At 69.8% G+C, this 17570-nt stretch carries 15 protein-coding genes; 8 read left to right on the top strand and 7 right to left on the bottom strand.

All coding sequences use genetic code 11. From position 1 onward, the window contains the following. The first annotated feature begins 30 nt into the window (after nt 1-30). Both ACZ6TU_RS25040 and ACZ6TU_RS25045 read left to right on the top strand, forming a co-directional pair. Nucleotides 31-1029 carry a sigma-70 family RNA polymerase sigma factor gene (locus tag ACZ6TU_RS25040; RefSeq protein WP_354738103.1) on the top strand — a complete coding sequence of 333 codons (999 nt, stop codon included), beginning with the start codon at nt 31-33 and terminating at the stop codon, nt 1027-1029. A gap of 421 nt (nt 1030-1450) precedes the next feature. Beyond that, a complete protein-coding gene (locus ACZ6TU_RS25045) occupies nt 1451-2161 on the top strand; it encodes a TetR/AcrR family transcriptional regulator (RefSeq protein ID WP_467673133.1) in 711 nt (236 codons plus the stop codon). 13 nt (nt 2162-2174) lie between these two features. Here the strand turns inward: ACZ6TU_RS25045 and ACZ6TU_RS25050 are convergent, their stop codons facing one another. Further along, complete coding sequence (locus ACZ6TU_RS25050; protein WP_469551133.1) at nt 2175-3671, bottom strand: hypothetical protein; 1497 nt, start codon at nt 3669-3671, stop codon at nt 2175-2177. On the opposite strand from ACZ6TU_RS25050, the gene ACZ6TU_RS25055 reads away from it, so the two are divergent. Then, on the top strand, nt 3670-4044 hold the full coding sequence (locus ACZ6TU_RS25055; protein WP_467673137.1) for a hypothetical protein: 375 nt from the start codon (nt 3670-3672) through the stop codon (nt 4042-4044). The genes ACZ6TU_RS25050 and ACZ6TU_RS25055 overlap by 2 nt on opposite strands. Nucleotides 4045-4187: 143 nt before the next feature. Here the strand turns inward: ACZ6TU_RS25055 and ACZ6TU_RS25060 are convergent, their stop codons facing one another. Together ACZ6TU_RS25060 and ACZ6TU_RS25065 are read right to left on the bottom strand one after the other, a co-directional pair. Next, on the bottom strand, nt 4188-5633 hold the full coding sequence (locus tag ACZ6TU_RS25060; protein WP_469551136.1) for a hypothetical protein: 1446 nt from the start codon (nt 5631-5633) through the stop codon (nt 4188-4190). A gap of 93 nt (nt 5634-5726) precedes the next feature. Further along, nucleotides 5727-6707, bottom strand: a complete 981-nt coding sequence (locus ACZ6TU_RS25065; protein ID WP_467673141.1) for a helix-turn-helix transcriptional regulator — start codon at nt 6705-6707, stop codon at nt 5727-5729. A 62-nt stretch (nt 6708-6769) separates the two neighbouring features. Between ACZ6TU_RS25065 and ACZ6TU_RS25070 the strand changes: the two genes are divergently transcribed. The 5 genes from ACZ6TU_RS25070 to ACZ6TU_RS25090 all read left to right on the top strand — a co-directional run bounded on the left by ACZ6TU_RS25070 (nt 6770) and on the right by ACZ6TU_RS25090 (nt 12668). Then, complete coding sequence (locus ACZ6TU_RS25070; protein WP_469551140.1) at nt 6770-8275, top strand: MFS transporter; 1506 nt, start codon at nt 6770-6772, stop codon at nt 8273-8275. 172 nt (nt 8276-8447) lie between these two features. Next, nucleotides 8448-9209 carry a DeoR/GlpR family DNA-binding transcription regulator gene (locus tag ACZ6TU_RS25075; protein WP_467673145.1) on the top strand — a complete coding sequence of 254 codons (762 nt, stop codon included), beginning with the start codon at nt 8448-8450 and terminating at the stop codon, nt 9207-9209. Beyond that, on the top strand, nt 9206-10153 hold the full coding sequence (pfkB, locus tag ACZ6TU_RS25080; protein WP_467673147.1) for a 1-phosphofructokinase: 948 nt from the start codon (nt 9206-9208) through the stop codon (nt 10151-10153). The genes ACZ6TU_RS25075 and pfkB overlap by 4 nt, the downstream gene beginning before the upstream one ends. 181 nt (nt 10154-10334) lie before the next feature. Further along, nucleotides 10335-12395: a PTS fructose transporter subunit IIABC gene (locus tag ACZ6TU_RS25085; RefSeq protein WP_467673148.1), complete on the top strand. Its 2061-nt coding sequence runs from the start codon at nt 10335-10337 to the stop codon at nt 12393-12395. 117 nt (nt 12396-12512) lie between these two features. Continuing rightward, a complete protein-coding gene (locus ACZ6TU_RS25090; protein ID WP_467673150.1) occupies nt 12513-12668 on the top strand; it encodes a hypothetical protein in 156 nt (51 codons plus the stop codon). A 188-nt stretch (nt 12669-12856) separates the two neighbouring features. On the opposite strand, the gene ACZ6TU_RS25095 is transcribed toward ACZ6TU_RS25090, so the two are convergent. The 4 genes from ACZ6TU_RS25095 to ACZ6TU_RS25110 all read right to left on the bottom strand — a co-directional run bounded on the left by ACZ6TU_RS25095 (nt 12857) and on the right by ACZ6TU_RS25110 (nt 17550). After that, nucleotides 12857-13603: a DUF6227 family protein gene (locus ACZ6TU_RS25095; protein ID WP_467673152.1), complete on the bottom strand. Its 747-nt coding sequence runs from the start codon at nt 13601-13603 to the stop codon at nt 12857-12859. A 179-nt stretch (nt 13604-13782) separates the two neighbouring features. Continuing rightward, on the bottom strand, nt 13783-15000 hold the full coding sequence (locus tag ACZ6TU_RS25100) for a L,D-transpeptidase (protein ID WP_469551146.1): 1218 nt from the start codon (nt 14998-15000) through the stop codon (nt 13783-13785). Between the two features lie 166 nt (nt 15001-15166). After that, complete coding sequence (locus tag ACZ6TU_RS25105) at nt 15167-16207, bottom strand: P1 family peptidase (protein ID WP_469551150.1); 1041 nt, start codon at nt 16205-16207, stop codon at nt 15167-15169. Nucleotides 16208-16308: 101 nt separating this feature from the next. Continuing rightward, nucleotides 16309-17550, bottom strand: a complete 1242-nt coding sequence (locus ACZ6TU_RS25110; RefSeq protein ID WP_467673158.1) for a low temperature requirement protein A — start codon at nt 17548-17550, stop codon at nt 16309-16311. Nucleotides 17551-17570: the final 20 nt, after the last annotated feature.

Consider the following 17570-nt stretch of genomic DNA (forward strand, 5'->3'; position numbering starts at 1 on the left):
CGCTGACCTCACCATCGCAAGGGAGCACGCATGGCAACCCGTGCCGTCGCCCGTCGTCAGTCCGCCACCGGCGAGACGGCCGACGCGGCAAGCAGTGTTCGCGCCCATGGCGGCGAGATCGCCGATCGCGACCTGGTCGGCATGTACCTCGACGAGATCGCGCGTACGCCGCTGCTCGACGCCGCCAAGGAAGTCGAGCTGTCACAGGTCATCGAGGCGGGTGTGTTCGCGCGGCAGGTCCTCGACGGGTACGAGGAGACCGAGGCGGACGCCACCCGTGAGGAGCTCGAAGCCCTGGTCGCCGACGCAGAGCGGGCCAAGGACGTCTTCATCCGCTCCAACCTGCGCCTGGTCGTCGCCGTCGCCCGCCGCTACCCCCGCAGCGGTCTGCCGCTGCTGGACCTGATCCAGGAGGGCAACGCCGGCCTGGTGCGCGCGGTCGAGAAGTTCGACTACCGCAAGGGCTTCAAGTTCTCCACGTACGCGACGTGGTGGATCCGCCAGGCCATCACGCGCTCCATAGCCGACCAGTCCCGTACGATCCGCCTGCCCGTCCACCTCGTGGAGGAGCTTGGCCGGATCCGGCGGGTGCAGCGCGAGTTCAACCGCGAGCACGGGCGGGACCCGGAGCCCGCGGAGATCGCCGCCGAGCTCGGCTCGACGCCGGAGCGCGTCACCGACGTGCTCGACTGGGCCCGCGACCCGGTCTCGCTGAACATGTCGGTGGACGACGAGGGCGAGACCCAGTTCGGCGACCTCCTGGAGGACACCTCGGCGGTGTCGCCCGAGCAGTCGGTGCTCACGCTGCTGCGCAGCGAGGAGCTCGACGACCTCATCGGCCGCCTCGACCAGCGCACGGCCTCGATCATCAAGATGCGCTACGGCATCGAGGACGGCCGGGAGCGCACGCTGACCGAGGTCGGCAAGGAGCACGGCCTGACCCGCGAGCGCATCCGGCAGATCGAGAAGCACGCGCTGCTGGAGCTGAAGAAGCTGGCGCGCAGCACCGGGTTCGACGCGGCGGCGTGACGCCGGTGTCCGCCGGTGGGCGTCCGGGCGTACGGCTCGTCCCGCGGCCTGTGGGCGTCGTCCCACGGCCTGTGGATGACGGACCGTGTGCGCCCGGGGGCCGCCGCGTACGCCGGGTGGCGAAAGACCGCGCAAACATGGCGATGTAACGCCGCTTCAACCCGCCGGGCACCGGGAACAAGACTTCCGGGCCCACCAGTTCGGGCCCGGGGCCACGCCCCTGGTCCCCAGAGCCAAGTCCCGTCGCACTCCCCCCGGCGCCGGGACTCTCCAAAAGCCGGGCTTCGGCGTCCCTCCCCCCGGACGCCGGGGCCCGGCTCTCTGCATGCCCGGGGGAGTGGAGGGCGGGGCACCCCGTACCTGAACCACGGGGTGGCCCGCCAGATGGCAGATTGTGTCACATGGGCATAGCCTGCCGGGCGTGAGCAGCACCACCCCGACCCCTCCGCAGGCCTCGCTGACCGAGCGGCGGAAGGCCGAGACGCGCATGGAGATCGCCCGGGCCGCGGCCGGCCTCTTCGTACGGCACGGCCTGCGCGCCACCCGCGCGGAGGACATCGCCCAGGCCGCCGGCATCGCCCCACGCACCTTCTACCGGTACTTCGCCACCAAGGAGGAGGCCGTCGCCCCGCTCTACGCGGCCGGCGCCCAACGCTGGGTGGAGACGGTACGCGCGGCACCCGCCGACGCGAGCGTGTTCCGGGCCCTGGAGTACGGGGTGCGGCACACCCTCCCCCCGGGCGTCGGCGTCTCGGCGTCCTCCTGGGAGTGGGTCCGCACACTCCTGCGCCTCGCCGAGGCGAACCCGTCCCTGCGCCGGGTGTGGGCGGAGGTGTGCCAGGCGTCCGAGCGGTCGCTGAAGGAGGTACTGGCCGCGCGGCTGACGGCCGGTCCTACGCGGACTCCCTCGACAACCGACCCCGACAACGTTGCTTCGCCCTCGGACCTGCGCTTCGCCGCCGCCGTGGCGAGCGCGGCCGTACGTGCGGCGGTGGAGAACTGGGCGACGGCCGGGGACGTCCCGGCGGACGGGCCGGAGGGACCGGCGGAACTGGCGTTGCGGAATCTGGGGGTGCTGCGGGATTTCCCTTGGGAGAGCCGGCGGCTCGACGATGGACGGTCACGCCGTTGAGGGGGCCTTACGGTCACTCGGCTGACAGGGCCTTGTCGACGAATCCGGGGCAGTCGCCTGCCGACTTGAAGGATTTCGCGGCGTCGCGAAGAGACACGTCGAACACGGGTATCTGCGCGAGAGACACCGCTTCGTCGGGCCCAGCTCTGGTGAGAGCGGCCTTGTACCCCTCGGAACTGGCCTGGGCCGGAGACGCCCCGTGCTCGAGTTCGCCACCCATCACCTCGGTGAAAACGGTCAGGGCTTCCCTCGAGATGCCGGACGACTCGAAGTGCCCGGCACATTGCCGGATGGCCCGTAGTTCGCCTTCGAGGTCCTGCTCGGACAACTTCGGAGACTTGACGACGGCGAACTTGGCACTGCCCTGCTCCGCACCCTCCTCATGCTTCACCTGGGTGACGTTCTCCTGCTCTCCGGAAGGCACCTGCGACGCCTTCACCACCGCACGGATGGTGATCGTGACCGTCTCCTCCGGCACGATCTTGGTGTCACCCTCCGTGGGGCAGGTCACCACGGTGTCCCCCGCAGTGATGTCGCAGTCGTTCTCCGCACCTGATTCCGTCATCAGCTGCGCGTGCAGCACGGGGTGGATGACGCCTCCATCGGCACTGCCCGAGGCCGAGTCGAACTCGTCCTCCACCGTCACACCGGTGACGTCGTCCTCCCCGTGATTGGTGACCTTGACGGTGAACGACTGGAACTCTCCCGGAGCGACCGTAGAGCTCAAGGGTTTGTTCCTGATCTCCAGCAGGGGCTTGTCCGAGTGCTTCTTGTTGTTCTCCTCAAGTTTTTTGAGGAAGTCCTTTCCCGCATCCTTCGCCTTGTCCCGGTCTTCGCGGGATGCCGACCGGTCGTAGGACTTCAGCAGAGTGGCGCTCAGCTGCTCCACGTTCTTCTTGAGCTCGGCCTGTGCCTTCGGCGGAAGGGTCCGGTCGCGGAGAATCTGCTGGCTCGTCCCCGACGCATTTATGGCCCTCACAGTCCACTCGCGATAACTCTGCGGCGTCTGCTGGACTTGAGAGCGAGTCAGCGTTTTGACGTCCACCTCGGTGTTCCTGAGGGCGAAGTACTTAAAGGCCTTGGGTGCTTCCTGATCCGTGGCCAGCCCGAAGCGCTCGGTCATCTCTTCCGCGCACTCCGTGTAGGTGGCCCGCTCCTCGGGAGACGTCTTGGGATTCTGGATCGCCCCCAGCGTATTGACTGTCCCGTCCACGATTCTCGTGTAGGCGGTCCGGTCCTCGCGCGGCGTGCCCGGATCCTGGATCACGCCCAGCGTTTCGGTCGACCGTTCCACGATGTGCGTGTGGGCGACTCGCTCCTCGGGAGGCGTCCTGGGATCCTGGATCATCCCCATCGCGTCGGTGAGCCGAGACGCGATTCTCACGTAGGCGGCCCGTTCGCTGGGCGGGATGTCCGGATCCCGGCTCATCTTCAGCAACCCGCTCAGCTCGTTCTCGACTTCCTCCTTCACTTCTTCCGGCACCTTCAGCGCTGCCGTGCGCTTCTCCATGAGCGTCGCTTGTTCCGAGGGGTCGGCCGGTGACGTGGGCTGCGACTGCGTGCCGGAGTCCGTCGGTTCGCTGGGGCCGGTCGGCTCGCTCGGCCCGGTCGGCTCGCTCGGCCCGGTCTGCGTGCCGGATCCCGTCGTCTCGGGATCCGGCGGCGTGCCGGGCTCGGGCGGAGTGCTGGACCCGGTCGGCGTGCCGGGTTCCGGGGTGCCGGTATCTGGCGTACCGGTATCTGGCGTGCCGGGATCCGGCGGTGGGGTGGGAGTCTGGGCCGGTGTCACGGTTGCGGCCTGGCCGAAGGCCCCCGTCGCGGAGACGGTCACGCCTCCTGAGAGCGAGAGCGCTGCAACCAAGCAGTACGTGCAGCCCCTGTAACGGCAGACTCGTCGCCGGGCGTTTCTGGCCATGGCGCATCCAGGTGCACTGTGGTTCATGCGGATTTGCCCGTACAGGCACAACAGCCACTTCCAACTACTTTGGACCCAATGGGGTCCTCCTGCAACTCGGGGCCCAGTCCGCTACAACGACGCCATCAATGCGGCGACGGATACTCTGGTCGAAGTCGAGCGCGACTCCACGCCATACCGATCACTTTCCCTCGCGATTTCCCTTCCCAATTCCTCCCAGTCAGGGTTTTTTCTGGAGTCGAATTTGTAGGACGAGATGGCGTACGCGTACTTGAACTCCTCCCGTGTGCCGTACCAGAGTACGGTCACGTACCGGGGTTTTCGGGTGACGTTGATGATGTTGTTGTTGTGGCGCACTTGGCCTTCATGGATGATCATGTCGCATTGTGCGCAGTAGAATCGCCCGTCCTTGTTTTTCCAGGAGGGGTGCGCCTGCTGTAGTTGCAGGAGATCGATCTTTCCACGATCCATTCTCATCGTCACCACGGCCAAGGTTGCTTCCAGGAGATCGTATTCAACGCCCCTGGGGATCTGTATCACTTTTTCCTTTACGTGACCCTCTCCCGGATGAAGCCAGTACCCCGGTCCGGCGAATTGTCCGGCGCTTATCGTTTTGCTGTCTGATCGAGCGACATGAAGCTCTGCGTCGTATCCGTTTTCCAGGGCCTTCTTCCAGTCTCTCAGCCCCCCGTCGTCCTTCGAATATTCAGCCGAACGCCCGTAGATCAGATACTTGTCAACAAGGATGTATGCCGGAACCTTGCCGGTGTTCTCCACTTGGAAAGTCAGCGGCACATGGATGAACGGGCGGGTGGGATCGGTGTGAGGGGTGCCGAACTTTGCCGTGAGAGTGACATAGAAGGGAGCTGATGTGGGCTGATAGATGGCGGAGTATGCGAAGTTCGTGGCGGCCAGAAGGCCGGAAAGGGCCACCCCGGTCGCAAATCTTTTGGGGTGGGGGATGACTCTCCACACCTGCTCATGGAACAGTCGCCAGAGGGCCCACAGAGACCAGGCGAAGAGCAGCAGGTATACGGGTAGGTAGAGTGTCGGTTCTCTTTCCTGGAGCCAGGTGAACAGGAAGATGCTCTCTGTGATCAAGGCGATCAGCGCCCCGACCAGTACCACGGCCCCGGAATGCTTGAACTGCCGTTTTCCCTCATGGTCGAGGGCCGCCAGCGCGGCGAGGCCCTGGACCGCGCCGGACAGGATGAAGAGGAATCCCGTGATGCGCTGAGCGAATGTCAGTGCCCCCATGGCGTCCGGTGTTCCGACGACGGTGAGCAGGACCGTGGACAGGATCAGTCCCGCCATCATGAGAGCTGTGGCCGTGCGTCTTCGCCACGTGCGATCGGGCCATACCTCGCTGCCGGCCTCGCGCCAGACTATGACTCTCCGGTCTTCCAGATCGACGCCTTCCGGGCAACCGAGTTGTCGGAGAACCTTGCGCAGACCGCTCGGGGACCAGGCGCTGCCCACCGCTGTGCCACCCACGCTGACTGCGCGAAGGCCTCTGCTGTCCGGCGGCTCCACAATCACCCTGGGAGTCTTCTCCATGAGGGACAGCCTTGATGATGAACGGACAACACGCAGCCGGGCTTGCTCCATCCGGCCATTCGGCAGTGCGGCCGCCCCCCGGCAACGGGCGCTTCAGGTCATGCTCCGTCCCCCTTCGCCCGCCCTGCTCAACCGCGCCCCCAACCCCCTGACGGCCGTCACGAGTTCCTCCGGCGCGTGCACCACGAAGTCGCACTCCAGCAGAGCCAGCCGGAACGCCACCCACTGCACCGCGTCCCCCACGGATCCCCGCAGCCGGCAGCTGCCGTCGTCCAGCGGCTCGGGCGTGCCCAGCCATGCCGGCAGCCGGGCGGCGACGAAGTCGGCCGGTGCGGCGAACGTGACCTCGAAGTCGTACGACTCCTGGTGCCGTTGCATGGACTGCCGCAGGTACTCCGCCGCATTCCCCGTCGGCAGCTCGCGCGGCACGAACCGTGCCCCCGTGGCGAACGGTTCGCTCACGCGGTCGACGCGGAACGTCCGCCAGTCGTCCCGGTCGATGTCGTACGCCACGAGGTACCAGCGGCGGCCGGTCGACACCAGCCGGTACGGCTCCGTCAGGCGCCGCGACTCGGTGCCGTCCGCGGCCCGGTAGGCGAACCGCAGCCGCTCGTGCCCCGCCACCGTGGAGGCCATGACGGTCAGTGTCTCGGGTGCGATGCTCGGCCCGTCCCCGCTGGTCAGCGGAGTGGTCGCGGACTGGAGCGTGGTCACACGGTGGCGCAGCCGGCCCGGCAGCACCTGCTCCAGCTTGGCCAGCGCCCGCACCGACGCCTCGTCCAGGCCCTCCACCGCGTGCCCCGCCCCGGCCCGCAGCCCGACCGCGATGGCCACCGCCTCCTCGTCGTCGAGCACGAGCGGCGGCATGGCCTTGCCAGCGACCAGTCGGTAGCCACCGTCGGCGCCCTTGGTCGCCTGCACGGGATACCCCAGCTCGCGCAGCCGGTCGATGTCCCGCCGGACCGTGCGGCGGGAGACCCCGAGCCGGCCGGCGAGCTCACCGCCGGGCCATTCGCGGGGCGTCTGGAGGAGGGAGAGGAGCGTCAGCAGCCGGGCCGGAGTGTCCGTCGTCATACCGACGAGGATGCCGCACCAGTAGGACACGATCTGACCTAATGGCCCTCTAGCTTCGAGGCATGACCTCCACCGAGACCCCTCTCAGCACCGCGGGCGGGACCGACCGCCGCCGCTGGTTCGCCCTCGCGATCGTGATGACCGCGGCCTTCATGGACCTCGTCGACGTGACGATCGTCAACATCGCCATACCGTCGATCCAGCGGGAATCGGGCGCGTCCTTCGGCCAGATCCAGTGGATCACCGCCGGATACGCCCTCGCGTTCGCCGCCGGGCTGATCACCGGCGGACGGCTCGGCGACATCCACGGCCGCAAGCGGATCTTCCTCGTCGGCATCGGCGGCTTCACCCTCGCCTCCGCGCTGTGCGGCCTCGCGGTGAACCCGGAGATGCTGGTCGCTTCGCGGTTCCTCCAGGGCGCCATGGCGGCGCTGATGGTGCCGCAGGTGCTGTCGATCGTGCACGCGACCTTTCCGGCGCACGAGCGGGGCAAGGTGTTCGGGCTGTTCGGCGCGGTCGTCGGTCTCGGAGCCGTGTCCGGTCCGCTGCTCGGCGCGCTGCTGACCGAGTGGAACCTGTTCGGGTGGGAGTGGCGCTCGATCTTCCTGATCAACCTGCCCGTGGGAGTAGCCGGACTGATCCTCGGCAGTCGTTTCATCACCGAGTCCAAGGCGCCGCGGGCCCTGAAGCTGGACCTGGTGGGCGTGGCCCTCGTGACGCTGGGCCTGCTGATGCTGCTCTACCCGCTCATCCGCGGCCGCGAGCTGGGCTGGCCGGTGTGGGGGTACGTCTCGATGGCCGGGGCGCTCGTCGTCCTCGCGGCGCTGGTGGCGTACGAGCGGCGCAAGAGCGCACGGGACGGCTCCCCGCTGGTCGAACTGTCGCTGTTCCGGGTCAAGAGCTTCGCGGCCGGGATCGCCGTACAGACCGTCTTCGGGGTCGCGCTCGGCATCTTCTTCCTGGTCTGGACGCTGTACATGCAGATCGGGCTGGGCTGGAGCCCGCTGAAGGCCGGGCTGACCGGGGTGCCGTTCTCGATCGCCGTGTCCGTGGCCGCCGGGATGTCGGTACAGCAGCTGGTCCCGCGCTTCGGACGCAAGGTGCTCCAGGCGGGCGCGCTGGTGATGGCGGCCGGGGTGCTGCTCTACCTCTGGGAGTCCGGACACTACGGTCTCGGCATCGCGCCCTGGCAGATGGCGCTGCCGCTGGTCGTGATGGGTGTGGGCATGGGCCTGATCGTCGCTCCGCTGACCGACGCGATCCTCTCCGAGGTGCCGCGCGAGCACTCCGGCTCGGCGTCCGGCCTGCTCAACACCGTGCAGCAGATGGGCAACGCGCTGGGGCTGGGCCTGGTGTCGGTCGTCTTCTTCGGCACGATCGGCGACCATCTGCGCCGGGACCAGGTGGGTCAGGCCTTCGCGGACGCCTTCCGGAACTCGCTGGGCTGGGTGGCCGCGGTGATGGGCCTGATCTTCCTGCTGATGTTCGCCCTGCCGAAGCGGCCCGCGCAGCACGTCGAGGGGGAGCAGGCGGCGATGGAGCAGAAGGAACCGGCGCTGGTCTCCTGACCACCGTCGGGGGCGGCTTCGGCGTCACGGGACGGGCTCGGCACATCGGTGCCGAGCCCGTCCTTGTTTCCGATCATGCCCGATTGAGTCCGAACCTGTTTACTTCGCGGAAATCTCGGCGTAGCCTCCCGCTGAAACCACACGTTCGGGCACGAGGCGGAGGCGAACAGACATGTACGCACCGGAGCGGCAGCAGGAGATCCTCCGGCTCGCCCGTGACGGCGGCCGAGTGGATGTCGTGTCGCTGGCCGAGGAGTTCCAGGTGACGGCGGAGACGATCCGCCGGGACCTGAAGGCCCTCGACCGCGCCGGACTGGTCCGCCGGGTGCACGGCGGCGCCATCCCGGCCGGGCGCCTCGACTTCGAGCCGGACCTCGCCGAGCGCGAGACGACGGCCCCCGACGAGAAGGACCGCATCGCCAAGGCGGCCCTCGCGGAACTGCCGAGCGAGGGCACGATGATCCTCGACGCCGGTACGACGGTCGCCAGAATGGCCGCGGCCCTCCCGCTGGAGGCCTCCCTCACCGTCGTCACCCACAGCCTGCCCATCGCGGCCCGCCTCGCCGACCACCCCGGCATCCAGCTCCACCTCATCGGGGGGCGCGTACGGCACCGTACGCGCGCCGCCGTGGACGCCTGGGCGCTGCGCGCGTACGGCGAGATCCGCGCCGACGTGCTGTTCGTGGCCGCCAACGGCTTCTCCGCCGAACACGGCCTGACCACCCCCGACCTCGCCGAGGCCGCCGTGAAGCGCGCGGCCGTGGCCGCCGCCCGCCGCGTGGTGCTGCTCGCCGACTCCTCCAAGCACGGCCAGGAGCACTTCGCCCGCTTCGGCGACCTGAGCGATGTGGACCTGCTGATCACCGACAGCGGGCTGAGCCCCGAAGACACCGTCGCCATCGAGCGCGGCGGCACGGAAGTAGTGCGCGCATGATCCTCACCGTCACCCCCAACCCGTCCCTGGACCGCACCTACGAGGTGCCGTCCCTCGACCGCGGCGAGGTCATCCGCGCCACCGGCGAGCGGATGGACCCGGGCGGCAAGGGCGTGAACGTCTCGCGCGCGGTCGCGGCGGCCGGTCAGCGCACCGTGGCGGTCCTGCCCCTGGGCGGTGCCCCGGGCGCGCTCGTCGCCGACCTGCTCGACGCACAGGGCATCGAGGTCGCGCCGGTCCCGGTCGCCGGGGCCACCCGCTCCAACATCGCCCTCGCGGAGTCCGACGGCGTCCTGACGAAGATCAACGCGCCGGGCCCGGAACTGTCCGAGGCCGAGCGGGAACTGCTCCTGGAGACGGTACGGCAGCAGTCCCGCGACGCAGCCTGGATCGCCTGCTGCGGCAGCCTCCCGCGCGGCCTCGCCCCCTCCTGGTACGCCGAACTGGTCGCCCGCACGCACGCCGCCGGTGCCCGGATCGCGCTGGACACCTCCGGGCCCGCGCTCCTCGCGGCCCTGCGTGAGCGGCCCGACGTGGTCAAGCCCAATGCCGAGGAGCTCGCGCAGGCCGTCGGCCGCCCCCTCACCACCGTCGGCGACGCCGTGAAGGCGGCCGAGGAGCTGCGCGAGATGGGTGCCCGTGCCGTCCTCGCGAGCCTCGGCGCCGACGGGCAGCTGCTGGTGTCCGACGAGGGCGCCTGGTTCGGCAGCGCCCGCGTGGCCGCCGTACGCAGCAACGTGGGCGCCGGTGACTCCTCCCTCGCCGGTTTCCTGATCGCCGGCGGCAGCGGCCCCGAGGCCCTCGCCTCCGCGGTCGCCCACGGCGCGGCGGCCGTCCAGCTGCCCGGCAGCGTCATGCCGAAGCCCGGCGACCTGGACCCGGCCGCGGTGATGGTCACGGCGGAGATCCCGGCGGACCGTGCGTTGAAGGAGCCGGTGTCATGACGTACGCCGAACCAGCCGGTGTCGTCGCGCACGTCGAACGGCGCACACCGGCCCGTGAGCGGCGAGACGCCCCGTTAGCCGAGGCCGCTCGTACTCCCACCCCCGTCACCCCCCACCGCATCCCCGTCCCCTCCCCCGCCCATCCGACTGACCGGGCGATACGCGAGCTAAGGAGCCCGCGATGAGCGACATGATCACCGCGGAACTGGTCGATCTCGACCTGTCCGCCGACACCAAGGAAGCGGCGGCGCGCGCCCTCGCCGAGCGCATGGTGGCCCTGGGCCGGGTGACCGACCTGGACGGCTTCCTCGCCGACGTGGCCGCCCGCGAAGCCCAGATGCCGACCGGCCTCGACGGCGGCATCGGCATCCCGCACTGCCGCAGCGAGCACGTCACCGAGCCGACGCTCGCCTTCGGGCGCAGCGCCGACGGCATCGACTTCGGCGCGGCGGACGGCCCCGCCGACCTGATCTTCCTGATCGCCGCGCCGGCCGGCGCCGACGACGCCCACCTGACGATCCTGTCGTCGCTGGCCCGGCAGCTGATGAACACGGAGTTCACCGACGCCCTGCGCGCGGTGGGCGACGCGACGGCCGCCGCCGCGCTGATCCGCGGCGACGAGCCCGGCGAGCCTGCCGAGGCCGGCTCCGAAGACCCCGTGGCGTCGGCGGGAGCGGCCTCTCCCGCCGCCGCCACGGTCACCGACGACACCGACAGCGCCGATGACACCGCCGACGTGGCGGAGCGCCCGTTCCGCATCGTCGCCGTCACCTCCTGCCCCACCGGCATCGCTCACACCTACATGGCGGCCGAGTCGCTGGAGAACGCCGGCCGCGAGGCGGGCGTCGAGGTCAGCGTCGAGCCCCAGGGCTCGGCCGGCTTCACCAGGCTCGACCCGGCGGTCATCGCGGCGGCGGACGCCGTGATCTTCGCCCACGACGTGCCCGTACGGGAGAAGGAGCGGTTCGCCGGCAAGCCGACCGTCGACGTCGGTGTGAAGGCGGGCATCAACCGCCCCGCGGAACTCATCGCCGAGGTCCGCGAGAAGGCCGCCCGCGGCGAGGTCACCTCCGGATCCGCCCCGGCCACTCCGGTGGAGCGCTCCGGCGACTCCGGCGAGGGCTACGGCACCAAGCTGCGCAAGTGGCTGATGTCCGGCGTCAGTTACATGGTGCCGTTCGTCGCGGCGGGCGGTCTGCTGATCGCCCTCGGCTTCGCGATCGGCGGCTACAAGGTCGACAAGGCCCCGTCGGTGATGGACCACTTCATGTGGTTGCAGGCCGACAGCTGGGCGGCCCTGCTCTTCCAGATCGGCGGCGTCGCCTTCGGCTTCCTCGTCCCGGTCCTGGCCGGCTACATCGCCTACGGCATGGCCGACCGGCCCGGTATCGTCCCCGGCTTCGTCGGCGGCATGATCGCGTTCAACATCAACGCGGGCTTCCTCGGCGGTCTCGCGGCCGGTCTGATCGCCGGTGGCGTGGTGATGGCGATCCAGAAGGTGAACATCCCGGCGGCGCTGCGCGGCATCATGCCGGTGGTGGTGATCCCGCTGATCTCCTCGGCGATCGTCGGGTTCCTGATGTTCGTCGTCATCGGCAAGCCCATCGCCGAGGCGCAGAAGGGCATGACCGACTGGCTGAACGGCCTGTCCGGCAGCAACGCCATCCTGCTCGGTGCCCTCCTCGGCCTGATGATGTGCTTCGACCTCGGCGGCCCTGTCAACAAGGTCGCCTACACCTTCGCCACCGCCGGCATCGCGGTGTCCAGCCCCAGCGACTCCGCGATGAAGATCATGGCGGCGGTCATGGCGGCCGGCATGGTGCCTCCGCTGGCGATGGCCCTGGCCACGACGGTCCGTGGCAAGCTCTTCAACCAGACCGAGCGCGAGAACGGCAAGGCCGCCTGGGTGCTCGGCGCCTCCTTCATCTCCGAGGGCGCGATTCCGTTCGCCGCGGCCGACCCGCTGCGCGTCATCCCGGCCTCGATGGCGGGCGGCGCGATCACCGGTGCCCTGTCGATGGCCTTCGGCGCCACCCTGCGTGCTCCGCACGGCGGCATCTTCGTGGTCCCGCTCATCGGCAGCCCGCTGCTCTACCTGGTCGCCATCGCCGCGGGCGTCTGCGTCACCACGGCCCTGGTGGTCGTCCTGAAGGGCATGCGCAAGCCGGCCCCGGGCGCCACCACGGCACCCGGTGAGAGCACCGCCCCGACGGCGGAGAAGAAGCAGCCGGTGGCGGCGTGAGCCCCCTGACGTTCGCCCCCTTTCAGGGTGTGTGAGTCGTTCATGCCACCTGCGAGATAGATCACGAAAATCACGGCCCGGGACCGAAGTCCCGGGCCGTGGTGTCTACTGGGGCGCATGCCTGAGCACGTCTCCCGGTGGCCCGAGGGCCACTCCCTCCCCGCTCTCCCGCAACAGCGGCAGACAGGTCCCCGGTCGGAGTCCGTGGAACTGACCCCGGAGGAGAGAGACGCCTTCGCCGAGCTGGTGCGCCAACTCGGCGACAGGCCGTAGGGCTCTCCGGCGGTCATGCCGCTTCCTCGCTCGGCTCTGCTGGTTCCTCACCTGGCTCTACGGGCATCCGGCGACCCTGATGACCACCACCACCGACTGGTCGCTCGACGGCACCCTCGGCTGCCCCAAGGCCGACGAAGACGCCGCCCACGACTGTTACGGACTACAGCCCGAGTACGCGACAGGCCCTAGGAGAGCTGCGCCGCCCGCCGCTCCATCGCCTCGCGCGCCGCGTCCTCGCTGGCGTACACCTCGCACATGTGCCGTCCGTCCGGCGTCGCCGTGTGCTCCACCTCCCAGAGGGAGACCTCCGCGCCGTCGCGCAGCAGGAACGCGTGCTCGTAGAGCGAGAAGCACAGCCCCGCCCGGCCCGCCCGGCACGGACGGCCGAAGGCCTGGGTGATCTGGTGACCGGACGCCGTGGCCAGCAGGGCCGCCGTGTCGTCGCCCGGCCGGTCCGTGTTCTCCGCGCGGCGCAGTAAACGCCGCGCGTGGTCCGCCGAGTCGTCCCCGGCGTACGCGTGCCGGGGCGCGGGGACCGAGGACAGCTGCACCGTCACCGGCAGTTCGAAGTCAGGCGTTTCCTGCGGCAGCGGCAGACGCGTGGTGGCGGCGCGCAGCTCCTCCTCGTCGACGTACACCTCGTGCTGCGGTTCGCTGCCCGGGGCGGTGTTGTGGACGAGCTCCCAGAGCGTGAGGGCCGAACCGTCGGCGAGCAGCCACGTGTGCCGGTACGTCTCCCGGTGCAGGCCCGCGCTGTGGTGTGCGGAGTGCAGCGAACCGTCGTGCGCCAGGGCGCAGTCCAGCCGCCTTATCGTCTCGTCCGGCAACTCGAAGGAGTTCAGGGCACGGCCGAGGAGTCGCGCGAGGTGCTCCTCCGGAGACTCGGGCGAGTCGTGGGGTTCGTACGGTGCCGTCTCGTACGGAACGCTCAAGGTTTCTCCCGGCGTTGCTGCATGTCACCTTGTGGGTGCATACGGTAGCCCCTCGGTCGGACATCATGTCCGGGAACCGAGAAAACGTACGTCCAGGAAAACGCACGGGCCGCGCGAAAAGTTCCCGCGCGGCCCGGTCGACCCGTCAAAGCCCCCATTTGGGGAGGTCGTTCATGCCCTTACGAGGCGCTCCCCGCGACCCACTGGCTCCACGCCATGTTCCAGCCGTTGAGCCCGTTGTCCGGCGCCACCGTCTTGTCGGGGGAGTTCTTGACGACCACCACGTCCCCGATGAGCGAGTTGTCGTAGAACCACTTGGCGGGCGTGCTGCCCCCGGCGCCCTGGACGTCCGCCAGGCCGACGCAGCCGTGGCTGGTGCCCTGGCGGCCGAAGGGCGGATTGCCCTTGCTGTACCAGTAGTTGCCGTGGATGAACGTGCCGGACGTCGTCAGGCGCATCGCGTGCGGCACGTCCGGGATGTCGTACTCACCGCCGAGCCCGACCGTCCGGCTGTTCATCCGGGTCTGCACGAACTTCTCGGAGATCACCATCTGCCCGTTGTACGTGGTGTGTTCCGGGCTGCCCGCCGAGATCGGGATCGTCTTGACGGTCTTGCCGTCCCGCACGACCGTCATGGTCTGCGTGTTCACGTCGACCGTGGAGACCTGCGAGCGTCCGACGGTGAAGGTGACCGTCTTCTTCTGCACGCCGTAGACGCCGTTCGTGCCTTCGACCCCGTCCAGGTCGATCTTCATCGTGACCTTGGAGCCGGCCTTCCAGTACTCCTCGGGCCGGAAGTCGAGCCGCTGCGAGCCGAACCAGTGCCCGACCACCTTCTGCCCGCTGCTGGACGTGACCGTGATGTGCGACTGCACGTCCTTGCGGTTCGTGATGGCCTTGTCGAAGTTGAACGACACCGGCATACCCACACCGACCGTGGTGCCGTTGTCCGGCGTGTACGTCCCGATGAAGCTGTTCGCCGTGGTGACCGTCGTGAAGATGGAGTTCGCGGCGGCCGTACGGCCCTTCGTGTCCTTCGCGGTCGCCGATATCTGGTACTTCGTGCCGCGCTCCAGCTGCTCCTTCGGCTTCCAGGCCTTGCCGTCGGAGGAGATCGAGCCCGGTACGACCTGATCGCTGCCCGAAACCGTCATCTTCACGCCGGTCAGCTTCCCGTCGCTGACCTTCACGCCGGTCGAGTTGATGGAGGCGTCGGTCGAACCGTCCTTCGCCGAGATGGCGATCTTCGCGACGGACGTCTTCGCCGAGTCGTCGCCACCCTTGGCGTCGTCCTTGGCGTTGGCGCTGCCACCGCAGGCGGTGAGCGTCAGGGCGCCGACCATCAGGGCGGCACATGCCCCCAGTTTGCGCCGCGCTGCAATGTCCGGCGTTGTCACGGGCTGCTCCCAGTTCGAGTGATGTGAGTGATCCGCTCCAGTACGTGAGGGAAGAGGGGCCGGGCGACCGGTCGGGTTCCGTCCGAACGCCGTGTACGACATCACCGTTACAGGGCCGGGACAATGTCCGGCGTCGCTGTGGAACCGCTGTGCGGTGCCCGCCCGCTCAGCGGCCCCCGTACAACTCCCCGTACGACGGCCACGCCCCGCCCGGACCGTCGACCGGCTCCGCGGCGCGCACGGCCCGTACGATCGCCCGCATCACGACGTCCGCGCCCGCCGCGAGGATCTCGTTGAGGGCGAGCGGGGTCGCGGCGTCCAGGGCGCGGTCTCCGGTCGCCAGCGCGAACACCGTGTCCCCGTCGTTGAGGAGGTGCACCGGCCGCACCGCGCGGGCGATGCCGTCGTGTGCCGTGCCGGCCAGTTTCTGCGCCTGCGCCTTCGACAGGTCCGCGTCCGTGGCGACCACCGCGAGCGTGGTGTTGAGCGGCGGAGGCGCGCTCCTCGCGGCCGTCTCGGCGAGGCGCCGCCGCGCGGCCTCGTGCAGCTGCGCATCCGGGTACTCCACCCGCCCCTGGAACAACTCCCCGTACAGCACCCCCGTCTCCGGATCCAGCACCGACCCCGCCGCGTTGGCCACCACCAGCGCGGCCACCGTGATTCCCGAGCCGAGCACGGTGCTCGCGCTGCCGACGCCGCCCTTCACCACCCCGACCACCGCCCCCGTGCCGGCGCCCACACATCCCTCGGGCACCGGTGCGCCGAGCTCGCTCGCCGCGGCCGCCTCGACCGCCGCCCGGCCGGTGGCCGCGTCCGGCCGGGCCCGGAAGTCGCCGCCCCGCCCCAGATCGAAGACACAGGCGGCGGGCACCACCGGCACGACATGCGCCGGGTCCGCCCCGACACGGATCCCGCGCCCCCTTTCCTCCAGCCAGGCCATCACCCCCGAAGCCGCGTCGAGCCCGTACGCGCTGCCGCCGGTCAGCACGACCGCCTCGACCTTCCGCACCACGTTGCGCGGGTCGAGTGCGTCCGTCTCCTTGGTGCCCGGACCACCGCCCCGCACGTCCACGGCGGCCACCGCCCCGCCCTCCGGGGCCAGCACCACCGTGGTGCCGGTGAGCCAACCGTCGCCGGCGTGTGTCGCATGCCCCACTCGCAAGCCGGAGACATCCGTCAGAGCGTCCACCAGAGCGTCAAATGTCATGGCGCCCAGTCTTGTCCAGAGCCGGCCCCTGCGGGCGTACCCGGCCGGTCGGGGCCGTCAGCCCGCCCGGCTCACCGGGGTGCGGGACCTCGCGGGTGCCGTCACCCGGTCGGAGCCGCGGGCCCGCCCGCCCGGGCGGCTCGGGCGGCCCTGCGGGTGGCCAGGGTCTCTCCCGACACCACCGACAGCGCGCAGACGACACCCGCCGCGAGCACCGCCCAGTCGCCGAGGAACGTGCAGCAGATCACGAGCAGTGCCGTCGTCGGCAGCACCAGCTGCTGGGCGATGCCCGACTTGAAGTGGCGCGAGTGCAGGGCCCACAAGGTCAGCAGGTACAGGGCCGTCGGCAGGGTCACGGCGGCTGACGCCGCCAGCGTGGAGATGTGCGCCTTGCCGACCGTCTGCTCCACCGCCACCTCCAGCCCGGCCCCGATCGCTGCCGCCGAGGCGAAGACCGGATAATGGCCGTAGCCCCACAGGAACGCCTGCCGGTTGGACCGCAGATGGTCGTGGATGGGTACCACGAAGTAGACCCACCACGCGGCGAAGATGATCAGCAGCCCGCCCGCCGCGATGGGGAGGAGCTCGCCCAGGGCGTCGTTCTCGTCGACGCCCGACTTCACGGCGACCGTGGCCGCGGCGATCGTCTCGCCGAGCACGATGATGGTGAACAGTCCGTACCGCTCGGCGATATGGCGCGGATGCCAGGACGTGGGGTGGTCCTTCTCCGCCCACGGCGGCACACACATCTCCAGCAGCGCCATGACCAGGAACCACCAGGGCCGGGCCCCCTCGGGCAGGAACAGCAGCCCCAGCCAGCCGATCTGGCACAGCAGCACGCCACCGGCGTAGCGCAGAGCCGTCGTCCGCTCCGGGCCCTCGCTCGAGCGGGCCGCCCGCAGCCACTGCGCCGCCAGGGCGATCCGCATGATCAGGTAGCCCAGCCAGACCACGAAGAACTCGTGCTCCTCGAACGCCCGGGAGACCCCCGCCGCGAGGACCAGGACACCCGCGATCTGCACCAGCGTGACGACCCGGTAGAGCACGTCGTCGTTGTCGTACGCCGAGGCGAACCACGTGAAGTTCATCCACGCCCACCACAGGGCGAAGAACACCATCGCGTAGTCGAGGATCCCCTCGCCCGCATGCCCCTCGGCGACGGCGTGCACCAGTTGGATGCCCGCCTGGGCCACCGCCACGACGAAGCACAGGTCGAAGAAGAGCTCCAGCGGCGAGGCCGCCCGGTGCGCCTCGTCGCGTCCGCGGGCCCCGAGCCTGCGCAGCGGCCGCCGCCCGCCGGGCGCGCCGGAGGGTAGGGGCGGGGGAGTGGGGCCGGACGTCATGAGTCCCAGCACAACAGAAG

The sequence above is a fragment of the Streptomyces sp. NPDC052064 genome (genome assembly GCF_055585925.1).

What these genes read in the sequence shown, in the direction of transcription:
- ACZ6TU_RS25040 (WP_354738103.1), top strand. Translation starts at nt 31, where the DNA reads ATGGCAACCCGTGCCGTCGCCCGTCGTCAGTCCGCCACCGGCGAGACG.
- ACZ6TU_RS25055 (WP_467673137.1), top strand. Translation starts at nt 3,670, where the DNA reads ATGAGCGTCGCTTGTTCCGAGGGGTCGGCCGGTGACGTGGGCTGCGAC.
- ACZ6TU_RS25050 (WP_469551133.1), bottom strand. Translation starts at nt 3,671, where the DNA reads ATGGAGAAGCGCACGGCAGCGCTGAAGGTGCCGGAAGAAGTGAAGGAG.
- ACZ6TU_RS25060 (WP_469551136.1), bottom strand. Translation starts at nt 5,633, where the DNA reads ATGGAGAAGACTCCCAGGGTGATTGTGGAGCCGCCGGACAGCAGAGGC.
- ACZ6TU_RS25065 (WP_467673141.1), bottom strand. Translation starts at nt 6,707, where the DNA reads ATGACGACGGACACTCCGGCCCGGCTGCTGACGCTCCTCTCCCTCCTC.
- ACZ6TU_RS25070 (WP_469551140.1), top strand. Translation starts at nt 6,770, where the DNA reads ATGACCTCCACCGAGACCCCTCTCAGCACCGCGGGCGGGACCGACCGC.
- ACZ6TU_RS25075 (WP_467673145.1), top strand. Translation starts at nt 8,448, where the DNA reads ATGTACGCACCGGAGCGGCAGCAGGAGATCCTCCGGCTCGCCCGTGAC.
- pfkB (WP_467673147.1), top strand. Translation starts at nt 9,206, where the DNA reads ATGATCCTCACCGTCACCCCCAACCCGTCCCTGGACCGCACCTACGAG.
- ACZ6TU_RS25085 (WP_467673148.1), top strand. Translation starts at nt 10,335, where the DNA reads ATGAGCGACATGATCACCGCGGAACTGGTCGATCTCGACCTGTCCGCC.
- ACZ6TU_RS25090 (WP_467673150.1), top strand. Translation starts at nt 12,513, where the DNA reads ATGCCTGAGCACGTCTCCCGGTGGCCCGAGGGCCACTCCCTCCCCGCT.
- ACZ6TU_RS25105 (WP_469551150.1), bottom strand. Translation starts at nt 16,207, where the DNA reads ATGACATTTGACGCTCTGGTGGACGCTCTGACGGATGTCTCCGGCTTG.
- ACZ6TU_RS25110 (WP_467673158.1), bottom strand. Translation starts at nt 17,550, where the DNA reads ATGACGTCCGGCCCCACTCCCCCGCCCCTACCCTCCGGCGCGCCCGGC.